Genomic DNA, 14333 nt, shown 5'->3' on the forward strand with positions numbered 1-14333 from the left:
GGACAGCCCGTCACAAAATTGTAAGTACGCTCCTAACTAGGTTCATGCAGTGCGCATCGCATGGGGACGCGCCAGTAGGGGGGCTATGAAGTGAACAACGTATACAAGCTGATTTGCACTGCGAGCATCATCTCAGCGGCTATTTCAACAAGGCCGGCTGCCGCCTTTGAATTTGGAACGCCAGGCGCGATTCAGAAGCCTGGGGTTGCGATCGGTGGTACGTCCGCTGGCACGCCGCCTCCGGGAATCTACATGTTTGATCAATTCGCGACCTACCAAGCAAAGATCGTGGGGCCCGGGGCGCCTCCCGGAGGTACGGCAGTTCAATATGGTGCGGCGGCAACAGGCTTCTTGTTTGTTCCTGGCTGGACTTTCTTGGGCGCTACCTACGACGCCGTTTTGGTCACGCCATTTGTGATGGACAGCATCGGCTCCCCGATCAACGTTCAGCAACTCGGCATGAGCAACACCTACATCGTGCCGATCGAACTGAGCTGGAAGTTGCAGGACTCCGGGTTCTTCGTGAAGGCGGGTTTGGGAGTCCATGTGCCCACCGGAAATATTTCAGGCCCGGCAGGTTTAGCGGGCCAGGGCAGTCCCTGGTACACGTTCCAGCCCGAGTTCATTGTTTCGTATCTCAAAGACGGCTGGAATTTGACAGCTAATACCTTTGCGGAAATCAATACGAAAAACACAATCACCGGCTATCACAGCGGTGATATCCTCCATGCGGAGTTTCGCGCTACAAAAAGCATCGACAATTGGACTTTCGGACCGGTCGCATACTACTTCGGTCAAGTAACAGGCGACAAATCCAGCGCCTTTTATGGCAATGCGATAAATACAAACAAGTACGACGAATGGGCTGTCGGCGGATTGATCGGGTACAATTTTGGGCACGTCGCTCTGGACGTGTGGGCGATGAAAGAGTTCAAGCCCAATCCAACAGGAGGCACGGCAATTCCCGGGCGAGACAGCGCAGTCGCACTTGAAGGCTACTCGGTTTTCGCCCAGTTGAGTTACCGTCTTTGGGCTCCTGACGCTCCCGCGAGTTCGCCCAAGTTGAGCGGTTTGATCCACAAATAAAGCGGACAAGCTTGTGCCTGGCCCGTCGTTTTTTTAAACGACGGGCCGGCGACGACCCGGAACAGGTAGCTGTGTTGGTCCCATCAGTTGGTGCTGGTTCTCATCCAACGATTGTCGCAATCGGCAAGCGGCGCAAATGCAGTCAAACGCGTAAGCGGGCTGCCCACTGCAGCGGCCCGGCGGTTTGGCACTTGGATCGGCTGGCGGTGATTCAGCCGTGGTCAGCTCGCGGGAACGGCGAGAGCATTTCTTTCCTGACCTGAGGACGATCGATGAAGGACTACGAGGCATTCCATGCAGGAGATATAACCCTGCAAAACGGGTCCACTCTTGATAACGCGACCATCGCTTATGCGACATATGGGAAACTGAACAAGGCCCGCGACAACGTTATCGTGTATCCCACGTTCTTTGGCGGCAGCCACGTCGAGAATGAATGGTTGATCGGCGAGGGTCTTGCCTTGGACCCGAGCCGGTATTTCATCGTCGTACCAAATCTCGTCGGAAATGGCTTTTCCACCTCTCCCAGCAACAGCGTCACTTCCCCGGGACCCAGCTTTCCGCTCGTAACCATCTACGACAACGTCAAGCTTCAGCACCGCCTGCTGACAGAGCAGTTCGGGGTGCGTCGAGTTGCTCTCGCAGTGGGGTGGTCAGTGGGAGCTCAGCAGGCGTTTCATTGGGGCGCTCTGTACCCCGACTATGTTGAACGGATCGCGCCCTTCTGTGGATCTGCCCGTACATCGCGCCACAATTTCGTATTTCTGGAAGGCGTAAAGGCCGCCTTGAAGGCCGATCAATCGTTTGAAGGCGGAGCTTATCGCAAGCCGCCCATCGAAGGCCTCAAAGCTTTTGCCCGTGTCTACGCGGGTTGGGGCTTTTCGCAGGCTTTCTATCGCGCCGAGTGCGATATCAAGGACCTTGGATTTCCATCCCTTGAGGCCTTCATTTTGGGCGTATGGGAGGCGCGCTTCACGAAGGCCGATGCGAATAACCTGCTGTCCATGATCGCAACCTGGCAGGCCGCCGACATAAGCGCGAACACCACATACGGCGGAGATTTTTCCAGGGCGCTCGGGTCCATCAAAGCGCGTGCACTCGTGATGCCCTGCAAGACGGATCTCTACTTCCCGCCCGAGGACAGCGAAATCGAAGTCAGCCAGATGCCGAACGCAGAGCTGAAGGTGATTCCATCGATTTGGGGACATTCGGCCGGCGCTCTCGGGCGCAACAAGACGGACGCCGCATTTATTGATCAGGCGATCAAAGACCTTCTGTCGGCATAGAGAGATGTTTGGGGACCATCTCGGGTGGCGACAGTGCCTTGCTGGAGAACCCAGGCGCTTGTCGACGCATGCGTCACGATCTCCACCAGTACAGATTGCCGGAAGGGCGATCGAATAGATCATCGCTCTTAAGGAGAACGGAATGCCGAATGCATGGGAACTTAGCGTCGCCGAGGCGGCTCAGGCTATTCGAGCAGGAGACTTGACGGCGGAATTGCTGGCTGAGGCTCTGATCGCGAGGACAAAAGCCAACGCCGAACTAAACGCTTTCGTCGATTTCGAGCCGGATTCCATTCTGGAGTCCGCCAGGCATGCCGACCTCGCGCGAAGACAAGGGAAACGTCTGGGGCGACTGCACGGTGTTCCGATCTGCCTGAAGGACAATATCGATGCGGTTGGCTACGCCACTACCGCGTGCACGCCGGCACTGGCCGGAAACAATCCGAGGACGAATGCCCCGATCGTTGCTGCTTTGCTGAAAGAAGGCGCGATCATCTTCGGAAAGAACACGATGCACGAACTTGCGTTCGGTATCACCTCCAACAACGCCGCTTTCGGGGCGGTTCGCAATCCATACGATCCACGGATGATACCCGGAGGCTCGAGCGGAGGCACTGCGGCCGCGGTGGCCGCTCGATTGGCTCCAGCGGGCATCGGCACCGATACGGGAGGATCAGTCAGATTGCCCGCGGCGCTCTGCGGAGTGGCGGGCCTGCGGCCAACGGTAAAGCGGTGGCCACGACAAGGCATCGTTCCGATTGCATCGACGAGAGACACGGCCGGCCCGATCGCGCGGTCTATCGATGATCTACTCATAATCGACAGCGTCGTAACAGGCGACGTCGAGGAGAGATCCGAAATCGACTTGGGCGAGGTCAGGCTCGGCGTTCCTAAAAAACTCTATTGGGAGCAGCTCGAGAGCCACGTGGAAGCTGCCTGCTCCGATGCTCTGAAGCAATTGAGCGCGCTCGGCATCACCCTTGTCGAGGTTGATCTTCCGGACATCGAAGCCCTGAACCAGGCCGTCAGCCAGATTGTTGCGCGGTACGAACCAAGAGTGGACATTCCCGCCTATCTGAGCGACGCGCGCTCAGAAGTCACGTTGAATGACATAGTTCGAAAGATTGCCAGTCCCGATGTGCGCCATATGGTGCAGGGCCTGCTTGATGAGCAGACCCGGGTTTCGGCGACTGCCTATGCTGCTGCGATCGACACATACCGACCCAGATTGGTCCAGGTCTTCGCAGATTATTTTTCTCGGAATGGGGTCGACGCGACGATCTTTCCGACAAGTGCCTTGTGCGCCCGTCCTATTGGTGATGATGCAACGGTCGAGTTGAACGGTCACCGCCTGCCCACGTTCCCGTCCTACATCCGCAACACGGATCCGGGGAGCAATGCAGGTGTGCCCGGCGTTTCGCTACCCATAGGCCTTAGCCCAACCGGCTTGCCAATCGGTCTTGCGATGGATGGTCCAGCCGGCAGCGATCGGCGTCTCCTGGAAATCGCTGCAAAGATCTCAGAGCACTTCCCGCGCATTCGAGCTCCAAACGTCAGGTCGGGTTAATTTCAGGCCACACGTCCGAAAGCTTAGAGCCAGTTGCGCGGTGCTCTCGGTCTGATTTCTGCGCATGTGATCGGAAGCTCCATTCTTGGGGCGGACTCAGAGAGGTACCGAAATGACCCAGATGGTTCCGGTGAAGGGGCTGCACCACTTCGCCTATCGCTGTCGGGACGCGGAGGAAACCCGGCATTTCTACGAGGACATCCTCGGATTGCCGCTGGTTCACATAGTGCGGTCGAACAATGTGCTCTCGACGGGTGAATGTTGCCAGTTCGTGCAACTTTTCTTTCGGATGAAGGACGGTTCGCACATCGCTTTCTTCGACCTCGGCGACCAGCAGAAGGTCGAGCCCTCCGCCAATAACTCGACGTGGTTCAACCACCTGGCGCTCGCTGTCGACGATCTCGCCACGCTGGAAAAGGCGAAGGCAGCTCTGGAGGCGGAGGGAGTCCCGATTCTCGGGACCACCGACCACAACTACATCAAGTCAATCTACTTCTTCGATCCCAACGGCATCCGGCTGGAACTGACCACCGATGCTGGCTTTGACGGGCCTAGGGTCGTCAACCAGGATCCCGAAAGAGGGCGTTGCGACGTCCATCCTGTCCCGTCCGGCGATCCACCGTCCGCGCGGATGCGCCGGTTCCGGGGGGCGGAGGCGGTCGAAGAGGACTTCCCGATGAAGAGCCTCCGACATACGGCGTTTTACAGGGAATTCCTGCGGCCCGATGACATGTACCACGGGATCAATATCTATCACGACATGGGCGACGGCCATATCGTCGACTTGCGGGTCTGGCGGCATGGGACAGACAGTCCCTTCGCGGCTTGCGAGGTTGACTTCCTGAACACGCAGACTGCGGTCGTTTGGAATGCGGTTTCACGCCAAGGAGGCACTGATCGGGGCGGAACACTTACGGCGCGCGAGCGCGAGATCGCACAATTGATAGCCAGAGGCTGCACCGACCTCGATATCGCGCGGATGCTCCGGATCAGCTTTTCGACAGTACGGACGCACGTGAATCGGTGCTTTGAAAAGCTCGGCTGCGCCAATCGCGCAGAACTCAGCGGTCTAGTTGCATCAACCCTGTCGTATCCGATCTGACTGCCGGCGCACAAGTCGATGGCTCGGCATCACCGTCGACGACCACGCGACGTCGAGCGAGGCGCGGCTCGTCATTGTCATCTACGATCTCGGTGTGTCAGCGCTCGCTTCCGCCCAATCTACAGGCACATCGCACAGAGACCATCCTCATTTCGGCTGTTCGAAACGGATCAGTGCTGAACCCACTCGACAATATTGTCGATACCGCATCCTCCAAGCGCGCCGGATACTCTTCGGCAAATGGGGAAAGTGCTGCGGCTCGGCTCAGCGTGGCCAACATGGGAGTTAGTAATGGAACGTAGAGATTTCTTGAAGGCCAGCCTGATCGCGAGCATTTCGGCGGCGCTGCCAAGACAGGCATTGGCGCAATCCGATACGCTCAAACTCGGATTTCTCTTCCCCAAGTCGGGTCCGGCGGCGATCTTCGGCCCGTCTTCCGAGACCTGCATCAAGTTGGGCGTCAATCAGATCAATGCCGCGGGCGGCATTCTAGGTCGCCAGATCGAAGCCTTCACCGGCGATGCCGGTGGCGCGCCGTCCGACACGGTCCAGGCCGCACAACGCATGTGGCGAAGCAATGGCATTGTGGCGCTTATTGGCCAGCATGACAGCGCGTCGCGCGCGGCCGTCATTGGGTCCATCCGTGGCCAGATTCCATATATCTTCACCGCTTTGAGCGAAGGCGGCTTCTGTCAGCCGGGACTTTACGCTCTCGGCGAAACGCCACAGCAACAGCTTGGGCCAGTTATCCCCTACCTTGCGAAGAAGAAGGGTGCCTCCAAGTGGTATCTTGTCGGCAACGATTACGATTGGCCGCGCAAGTCGAACGATATCGCGAAGCCCATGATTAGCGCGAGCGGTGGCAAGATCGTCGGCGAGGAATACCTGCCATTCAGCGTCAACAACTTCGACACCACGCTGGCAAAGATTCGCGACAGCGGCGCAGATGCAGTGTTCATCACCCTAGTTGGCTCGGCCTCAGTGGGCTTCAATCGCGCCTATGCCTCGTTTGGCCTGGACAAACAGGCGCTTCGCGTGGGTACGCTTATCGAAGAGAACACTCTCGTCGGGATAGGCGCTGAAAATAGCAAGAACCTGTTCTCGACGGTTGGCTATTTTGATGCGCTCGATACGCCGGCCGCTCAGGCCTTCCGTACGCCTTATTACAACACCTTCGGCAAGGATGCGCCTGTGCTCAACACGGCGAGCGAGGGCTTGTACGAAGGACTGCTCTTCGTCAAGGCGGTGTTCAGCAAGATGGGGTCTACCGATCCCAAGGCCTTTGCCGCTGCCGCTGAAGGCACGAGCTACCAAGGCCCGCGCGGCCAAGTCACCATGAAGGGCCGCTTCGTCAACAGCAATATCTATCTGGCCACCGCAGAAGGGGCTGCCTTCAAGATCATCGAGAGCTTCCAGAGCATCGATCCCGGCACAGTCTGCACCAACTGAACCGGAATGGATGCTTTCCTCTTCTTCCTTCTTAACATGGGCTATGGCGTACTGACTCTGGCGCTTGTTGCCCTTGGGCTGGCCGTGATCTTCGGCCTGCTTGGCGTGCTGAACATGGCCCATGGCGAGTTCATCGCCATAGGAGCCTATAGCGTCTATGCCGCTCAGTCGGCGGGGCTGCCGCTTTTCGTGTCTCTGCCTGCGGCGGCCCTGATCACCGGGGCCGTCGGTTGGCTCATCGAGGCGACGGTTGTCCGCCATCTCTATAAGCGCCCCTTCGACACCTTGCTGGCGACATGGGGGCTCTCGATCCTGCTGCGCGAAGGAATCAAGCTGCTTTTCGGCGTCGATTACAAATCCGTGGTCGAGCCCGTCTCCGGCAGTTCCGGCGTTCTTGGCATCGACTATCCGACCTATCGCATCGCTGTGATGGCGGCGCTTCTGGTCTGTTTCTTTCTGCTGTTTCTGTGGTACCGCCGGAGCCACGCGAGTGCACGGGTGCGTGCGATGATCGCCAATCCGGAACTGGCCGCCATCGTCGGAATAAATACGAAGCGCCTTGCCAGTCTCGCCTTCGTCATCGGTGCGGCGTCCGCAGGTATCGCCGGCGCGATGCTTGCGCCGCTTGTGCAGATTGAGCCCTATATGGGCATCAACTACCTTCTCCAGAGCTTCTTCGTTCTGGTCGTTGGGGGACTGGGCAGTTTTCAAGGCCTGTTTATCGGCTCAGGCGTCATCGGCAGCGTCGCGAGCACCGCATCCGCTGCGTTCGGGGGCACAGGCGGCTACGTGACGTTGTTGCTGGTCTCGATCCTCTTCTTGTGGCTGAAGCCGGAGGGTCTTTATGCGGGTCGCTGACCTTTCGCTGCCGTTGTTGCTGGCAGCTCTCGTCGCGGTGCCCTTCGTCTTCGGCGATTTCATTGCATATCAGGTCGGGCTCTTCCTACTTTACGGCATTGTCGCCCAAGGCATCGCGCTTTGCTGGGGCCGCGTTGGCATTCTGCCACTCGGCCAAGCCCTCTTCTTCGGCCTTGGCGCGTATCTTGCCGGAGGCGCGCTGATCCGGTTCGAACACAGCCCCATCCTGCTCTATCCGGCGCTTCTCGGGGCGGTTTTGGCGCCGGCGGCCGTGGCGGGAGCCATCGGCATTCTGGTCTTCCGCCGGAACGTCGGTTCGGGTCCATATTTTTCGCTCATCACGCTGGCCCTCTCCATGCTGGCCTATCAGGTCGCACTCGGCGCTGATTGGCTTACCGGCGGCTACATGGGGTTGAACGGTATCCCCCCACTGCCCGGAACCGACCCGTGGAGTACACTTTATTGGGTCATCCTCGGCGCGCTGGTGCTTTCTACCGGGGTGCTTTGGTGGATTACGCGCAGCCCACTCGGGCAACTTCTGCACGCGGTCTCTCAGAACGAGGATCGCCTGTCCTTTCTCGGCTTCGACATAGCGCGGCTGAAGGCGCTGGCCTTCGCCGTGTCTGCGGCTCTCGCGGGCATGGCCGGGACGCTTTATGCAGCCCAGCAAGGCATCGTCACGCCGCAGGTGCTCGCTTACGTGCTTTCGGGGGAGTTGCTCATTTGGACCGCGGTGGGTGGCCGGGCCAGCCTCATCGGCCCGGTGGCCGGCGCAGTTCTGATCGGGATGCTGACCTCGAATCTGAGAGATACGTTCCAATACTGGGAAATCCTGCTCGCGCTTATCTTCCTCGCCATCGTGCTATTTGCACCTACGGGTCTGGCGGGCCTCATCGCTCCCCTCCTCAAACGCTTGCCGAAGCCGGCACACGCTACACGCGATGTGGAGCGCCCACTGCCCGACCGCGGCGACGTGCCGATGCTGTCCTTCGAAGAGGTGCGCGTCACGATTGGATCGGTGCGCATCCTCCAGGGATTGAGTCTTGAACTCAAGAAACGGGGGCTGCATTGCTTGATCGGGCCGAACGGCGCTGGCAAAACCTCGGCCTTCAATGCGCTCACGGGCCGCCTGACGGTTTCGGGCGGACGCATAACATGGGGAGGAAGCGACATCACCGGCTTGCCTGCCCATAAAGTGGCGCGCCTCGGCATTGCTCGCAAATTGCAGGTGCCTGCCATCTTCCACGACATGACGGTCGGCGTGCATCTCGATATCGCGCTGTGGTCGGGCGGCATATCGGGATGGGAGCTGCTGAGCCAGAGGTCCTTCCGCTACCGCAACGAAATACTCGGCGTGTTGAAGGAGACGTTTCCCTTCCTGAACGATGAGGAAAAACGCGCTGGCGATCTCTCGCTGGGCCACCGGCAGGTGCTTGAGTTTGCCCTCTCAGTCATCGCACGGCCGGAGATAGTTTTACTCGACGAGCCGTGCGCTGGTCTGTCGACGCAGGAAACAGCGGATTTGACCGCGGCCATACGCAAGATCGCCGGCCGCTTCGACATTTCGGCGTTGATTATCGAGCATGACTTCAGCGTCGTTGAAGAACTCTCTGACCATATCTTCGTCCTGCACCAGGGCCAAACCCTGTCCGAGGGCACGCTCGAAGCCATTCGCGCGGACCACAAAGTGCAGGCCGTCTACACGGGGGGCGCGAAATGAGACCCCATCTTATGGTTTCAGGTCTTACTGCGGGATATGGCGACCTGGTTGTGCTCCGCGATCTATCGTTCGATGTGGCGGAGGGAGAAATCCTGTGCATTACCGGACGCAATGGAGTTGGCAAGACGACGCTCATGCGAGCCGTCAGCGGGGCGCTCCCGCTAATTGCGGGACACATCACGTTGAACGGGCAAGACATGACCGCGCTTGCTACGAACAAACGGCAGAAGCTGGGCTTGAGCTACGGTCCGCAGGAAAACGTCAGCTTCGCTCCGCTCACGGTGCGCGAAAACCTGACGCTGCATCTCGATGGGTATGATCTGTCGCGCTACGAGCGCCTCTTCCAGGCGTTTCCCAGGATCGAGGAGCGGCTCGAGCAGAAGGCCGGCAGCCTTTCGGGCGGCGAGCGCAAGATCTTGTCCTTCTGCCGGGTCATGGCCGAAGGTGGCAGTCTTGTCGCGCTCGATGAGCCTACCGAAGGCGTCGCGCCGGAAAATATAGCGCTCATGATCGACGCTATCCGTTCAGCCGCAGCCGAAGGTACAGCCATGGCCATCGTCGAACAGAACCTGACGCTGGTCGAAGCGGTAGCCGACAAGGTGATCGTAATCGATCACGGCGAGATCATTTATCGCTGCACGGCCATGCCCAATCTGCGTCAGGAAATCGAGGCGCAGCTGCGCGTGTGACGAGACGGCCTCAGAACAATGCGGTTGACAGCACGTGCTCTCATCGCGCGCTTCGGGCGAGCAATTGGGCGATGGCGCAGGGAGGCGCTGCGACGTTGCGGCGGACAGCCGCCGTTGCGAGTAGCGCCGTCGCCGCGCTGGGCTCTCTAGCGATAGAGCCTTCGGTGTCGGTGGCCGCACCTGTGGACTACCGCAGTTCGGCACGAAGCTCGCGCACGCCGCGGCCCAATCGCTGACGAAGCAGCGTGCGCAAGGTCGCTGCATCGACATAACCGACCTCGGTGGCGATGGCGTCGAGGCTGAGGCGGCGCTCGCGAACTAGCGCGCGCGCGCGTTCGACGCGCATGTCCTGGAAATAGGCGAGCGGCGACTTGCCGAGGATCGCCTGGCACCGACGCTGAAGCGAGCGTGGGCTCGTCGCCAGCGCACTCGCGGCCCCCTGCAGGGTAAAGCCCTCGCTCAGATGCTCGCGGCACCAGCGCTCGAATCGCAACACCACTGGGTCGGCCTGTGCCAGGAAATTGGGAATGATATAGGGCGCCTGCGATGCGCGCTGGTCGGCGAGCAGAAAGCGCGAGACGAGACCAGCGAGCTGGGGGCTCGCCTGGCGCACCAGCCAGAGCGCCAGGTCCAGGTGCCCCATCGCCGAACCGGCCGTGACACCCGTATCCGTGGGCACCAGCATCTGAGTTTCGTCGAGATGGACGCCTGGATAGCGTTGCCGAAACAGCGGCGCGAGCGACCATGTGCTCGTGGCCTTCCGCCCGTTGAGCAAGCCGGTCTCCGCCAAAAGATAGGTGCCGACGCAGGCGGCGGCGATGCGGGACCCGGCGGCGTGCCACTCAGCGATCCTGTCAACCGCCTGGCGCACGTCGGGGCGGGCCAGGGCAGGGAGCAGCGTTTCCGGTGTGACGGTCTTCAAGGCCGGCACGATCACCCAGTCCGGGGCCGGCCCCGAGGCGGCGTCGACGACGGGAATCGTTAAACCCTGACTGGAGCGCACCTTCCGTCTCACACCGACAACCGAGACTTCGAAGCCGGGTGGGCTCCCTTGCAGGGCTCGGGAAAGCGAGTTGGCCGACGAGAAAATATCCAGCGGACCGGTGAGCCCCGTGTCGAACACACCCTCAAGGGCAAGGATGAATATGCGCATGGCGTGAATGACCCGAAAGTTGTCGTATACGACAATACCAAATTGCGGGGTGGATAGCTAGACAGAGTCGCATCGACCACGGCGGTCGACGGTTGAAAAGGAAATCAGACATGAAAGTTCTTGCCATCGGTTCGCTCGTGAAACCGCTTTCGGACGAGCGTCGGGAAGTTGTCCTGGGTAAGGAAGTTCCCCACACCCTGCAGCTCTATCTCAAGGGTGCCATCGAGCAATTCTGGTTCCGGCAGGACAAGCCCGGCCCGGTCTTTCTGATGGACGTAGAAACGATCGAGGAAGCGAAGGCGATCATCGACGCGATGCCGCTCATGATCGAGGGCGTCGCCGCTTATGAATACATGCAGTTGGGTCCGCTCAAGCCGCTCGGCCAGTTGATCAAGGCCTAATCACGCAAGTGCGTGTGCAACGAGACCGGGCCGTTTCTTCGGCGACCCGGTCTCGTGAAGACGCGCAATATGGCTGGGCCCGTCAGTTCAGGCTCGCCGCATGGGCGCGGGCCATCCGACGGACGGTCTGCGGCGAATGCCCGAACAGCTTCACGAATGCACGCCGCATGCACTCGATATCGCCGAAGCCAACGTCGCGGGCGATACTCTCGATCGGCTCGAGCCCATCCTCGATCCGCGGCCTTGCCGCCTCTGCCCGCAGGCGCTCGACCGCGCGCGCCGGCGTATCGCCGGTTTCCTTCAGGAATATGCGGGCGAACTGCCGGCTGCTGACACAAGCGGCCTCGGCCAGCCGCTCGACCGACAGCGCCTCGTTCAGGTGGTTGCGTGCATAAGCCAGGGCATTGCGAACCCGGCCGGATGCTGGCTCCAGCTCCAGCAACGCCGAGAACTGCGACTGGCCGCCAGGGCGACGATGGTAGACGACAAGCTCCCGCGCGACCGACCTTGCAAGCTCGGGCCCGAAGTCGGCTTCTAACATCGCGAGGGCCAGATCGATTCCGGCGGAAATGCCCGCCGACGTCCAGACGCCGTGATCGTTCACGAAGATCCGGTCGACCTCAACTGAGACGGTTGGGAAGCGCGACTGAAGCAGCGGTGCGTACCGCCAATGCGTGGTGGCGCGGCGGCCATTCAGTACGCCGGCCTCGGCGAGATAGAAGGCCCCCGTGCAGACGCTGGCAATCCGCGGCGTCGAGGCGGCAAGCCGTTGCAGCGTCGCGCTCGTCTCGGGCTGGTTGCAGGGAACAAGGGCCTGCGGTCCGCCGACGACGACGACCGTATCGTGACGACCGACCGCGCTCGATGCGCCGGTGGCGACCATCAGCCCGGAATTGCCGGTGACCATCCCCCCGGCGACCGAGACGACGCCGACCTCATAGGGCACATCGTAGATGCCGCGCGCCACCGTGAAAACGCTCATCGGACCCGCGAGATCCAGTGCTGCGAACTCTGGAGCAACGAAAAAGGTGACTCTGTGCATGGCGTCGTCCTTGTCTAAGCGGCTGTCGCGGTCGCTTCCACGCGCCGCAGACGGTGACTTGCCGTGCGGTCGTGTCTTTATTTAGGGCTTTATTGTCATTTCTGCCAAGAGGGGCCTGTGCCAAAGCTGCCGGTGTCCGCTTGCCAGAACGACGAAGGATTCCGTGATGGACGTCACCGATCTCAAATCACTGCGCGCGGCGACCTGCGCGCCGGTGTGCCGACCTCTGCAGTCGGCATTCTGGTCGGCCCCGGCTACGTCCCGTTGAATATCAATAGAAAGCGAAGGCAGTGATGACCAATGAATCCATGAAGACAGACATTCCTTCTCTCAACAGGCTTCGCGGGGCGACCGCGAAAAAGGGAGCCCCTCCGTTCCGGGTAGGCATAGTAATCGGCCCCGGTTACTTTCCGCTGGATATGGTAGGCGTCCAGGCTGTCCTGGGTACGATGCCTGGCGCGGAAATTTACCTAGTCTGGAAGTCGCGTGAGCCAGTCGAAGGCTTCCGGGGCTGGTGGACAATCCCCACGGCAACCTTCTCCGACTGCCCTGACTTGGACGTGGTCGCGGTGCCGATGATGCCTCCGGAGGTGCAGAACGATCGCGAAGTCGTGGAGTTCGTTGCGGCTCGAGGGAAAACAGCGCGCTACATTATCGGTGTTTGCAATGGCGTCCTGACGCTCGGTGCCGCAGGCCTGCTACGCGGCAAGCGCGCGACGATCAGCTATAACTCCCACGCGATTCTGCCGCATTACGGAGTGACAGAGGTCGTTGAGAGCGGAGTAGTCGCCGATGGCAATGTTTATACTGCGGGACCCAGTGTAGGCAGTTTCGAAGCTGCTCTCCTCGTGGCGGAACAGGCGTTCGGGCGACCGGTCGCGCAGTTGGCCGAGTTTATCATCGAGTATGACCCGCACCCACCGTTCGGCACCGGAACCGCGGCAGGCGCCGGACCTGGAACGGTCGCTAAGTTCCAGGGAATGATGGCTGACATGATTTCTCTCTATCACGCCGAAGCTTTGAAGGTCGCCGGAAACGCTTGACGGCCGCATTCGGGAACGCTGCCCTAATCGGCTTGGCCAGGCGTTCGAGCCGACTAGGGCGCCCTCACCAAGTTGAAAGGGGATCCTTTCGCTGGATCCCCCTTTCGTTTTGTAGAGCCAAAATGCTCGACGTCGGATGGGCGTCAGTGAATTCCAGCTCGACTGCAATAGTTTAGATCTGGTCGCTCGCACATAGTTGTGTCCTCAGATCGGCGCACGGCCGAGGATGGAGGCTTGTTCTGAGACCGCCTCCGACGATCCAAACCACGCAGACGCTTCCGCGGCCTGGCAGTCGGCAGGGCGTCGGTGCCAATTCACGACGAATGTCCTCCAGCGGCCAGTTACGATGTCGATGGCAGAAAACGAAGCTTTTTTGACGTTGCCGCATTCGCGCGCATGAAAGAAGAATGGCCTCGTCCAACACGCGACGAGGCGACATGATGCAGCAGATCTTCATCGAGTTATACAACTACGGTCCGGCTTGGGGCAAATGCTCCGAAAACGAACGGACCGATTTCATCAAGAAGGTGATCGAATCCGTCAACGGAGTGAAATCTGCCGGCGTTGATCTCATTGCCTACGGCAAGAATTCTCGTGAGACCGATCGCCGCGCGCCGTACGACTTCTTTTGCGTCTATCGTGTGCCGAGCGCCGAATTTCAGCGCGAGTTTGAGCGTCAGATCACTGCATCCGGTTGGTACAATTACTTTGAGCAGGTGAATGTTGGCGGCCCTGCGGAAGATTTTGCGGATGTGCTGTTGGGTAACGCCAAGCTGGCTCGTCCCGGCTGAGCACCTCCAACGGGGCCTCGCCGATCACCGAGGGCCCCCGTCACGAACTCGATTCCGCCAGCCAGCAGGGGCCTAGCGAACGTTTCAGGGCGTTGCGTGCTGACGTTGGGTAGAGTTGATGGGATTTTGGCATCGCTTAACACATT

13 protein-coding genes are annotated in these 14333 nt (G+C 60.0%); 11 read left to right on the forward strand and 2 right to left on the reverse strand.

Annotation, left to right across the window (positions count from 1 at the left end):
- The first annotated feature begins 90 nt into the window (after positions 1-90).
- The 8 genes from BLS26_RS23240 (at position 91) to BLS26_RS23275 (ending at position 9757) form a co-directional block, all read left to right on the forward strand.
- Complete coding sequence (locus BLS26_RS23240) at positions 91-1086, forward strand: transporter (protein WP_157676559.1); 996 nt, start codon at positions 91-93, stop codon at positions 1084-1086.
- A 272-nt stretch (positions 1087-1358) separates the two neighbouring features.
- Positions 1359-2372: an alpha/beta fold hydrolase gene (locus BLS26_RS23245; RefSeq protein ID WP_092514901.1), complete on the forward strand. Its 1014-nt coding sequence runs from the start codon at positions 1359-1361 to the stop codon at positions 2370-2372.
- Positions 2373-2514: 142 nt separating this feature from the next.
- Positions 2515-3939: an indoleacetamide hydrolase gene (iaaH, locus tag BLS26_RS23250; RefSeq protein WP_092514902.1), complete on the forward strand. Its 1425-nt coding sequence runs from the start codon at positions 2515-2517 to the stop codon at positions 3937-3939.
- A gap of 112 nt (positions 3940-4051) precedes the next feature.
- Positions 4052-5041 carry a VOC family protein gene (locus tag BLS26_RS23255; RefSeq protein WP_092514903.1) on the forward strand — a complete coding sequence of 330 codons (990 nt, stop codon included), beginning with the start codon at positions 4052-4054 and terminating at the stop codon, positions 5039-5041.
- Positions 5042-5332: 291 nt separating this feature from the next.
- Positions 5333-6490 (forward strand): substrate-binding domain-containing protein, encoded by a 1158-nt coding sequence (locus BLS26_RS23260; RefSeq protein ID WP_092514905.1) that lies wholly within the window; start codon positions 5333-5335, stop codon positions 6488-6490.
- Positions 6491-6496: 6 nt separating this feature from the next.
- Complete coding sequence (locus BLS26_RS23265) at positions 6497-7348, forward strand: branched-chain amino acid ABC transporter permease (RefSeq protein ID WP_092514907.1); 852 nt, start codon at positions 6497-6499, stop codon at positions 7346-7348.
- The gene (locus tag BLS26_RS23270; RefSeq protein WP_092514909.1) at positions 7335-9068 is read left to right on the forward strand and encodes an ATP-binding cassette domain-containing protein; all 1734 of its coding nucleotides are present in this window, start codon (positions 7335-7337) and stop codon (positions 9066-9068) included. The genes BLS26_RS23265 and BLS26_RS23270 overlap by 14 nt, the downstream gene beginning before the upstream one ends.
- A gap of 11 nt (positions 9069-9079) precedes the next feature.
- Positions 9080-9757, forward strand: a complete 678-nt coding sequence (locus tag BLS26_RS23275) for an ABC transporter ATP-binding protein (RefSeq protein WP_092514911.1) — start codon at positions 9080-9082, stop codon at positions 9755-9757.
- Positions 9758-9944: 187 nt separating this feature from the next.
- On the opposite strand, the gene BLS26_RS23280 is transcribed toward BLS26_RS23275, so the two are convergent.
- Positions 9945-10910, reverse strand: coding sequence for a GlxA family transcriptional regulator (locus tag BLS26_RS23280; protein ID WP_092514912.1), 966 nt, complete (start codon positions 10908-10910; stop codon positions 9945-9947).
- A gap of 110 nt (positions 10911-11020) precedes the next feature.
- Between BLS26_RS23280 and BLS26_RS23285 the strand changes: the two genes are divergently transcribed.
- Positions 11021-11311, forward strand: a complete 291-nt coding sequence (locus tag BLS26_RS23285; RefSeq protein WP_092514914.1) for a hypothetical protein — start codon at positions 11021-11023, stop codon at positions 11309-11311.
- An 82-nt stretch (positions 11312-11393) separates the two neighbouring features.
- Here BLS26_RS23285 and BLS26_RS23290 read toward each other — a convergent pair whose 3' ends face one another.
- Positions 11394-12293, reverse strand: coding sequence for a GlxA family transcriptional regulator (locus tag BLS26_RS23290; protein ID WP_244541661.1), 900 nt, complete (start codon positions 12291-12293; stop codon positions 11394-11396).
- A gap of 353 nt (positions 12294-12646) precedes the next feature.
- On the opposite strand from BLS26_RS23290, the gene BLS26_RS23295 reads away from it, so the two are divergent.
- Together BLS26_RS23295 and BLS26_RS23300 are read left to right on the forward strand one after the other, a co-directional pair.
- Positions 12647-13396, forward strand: a complete 750-nt coding sequence (locus tag BLS26_RS23295) for a DJ-1/PfpI family protein (RefSeq protein WP_092514918.1) — start codon at positions 12647-12649, stop codon at positions 13394-13396.
- 437 nt (positions 13397-13833) lie between these two features.
- On the forward strand, positions 13834-14187 hold the full coding sequence (locus BLS26_RS23300) for a DUF6616 family protein (RefSeq protein WP_092514919.1): 354 nt from the start codon (positions 13834-13836) through the stop codon (positions 14185-14187).
- Positions 14188-14333 lie beyond the last annotated feature (146 nt).

Source organism: Afipia sp. GAS231, assembly GCF_900103365.1.
Classification (GTDB): domain Bacteria; phylum Pseudomonadota; class Alphaproteobacteria; order Rhizobiales; family Xanthobacteraceae; genus Bradyrhizobium.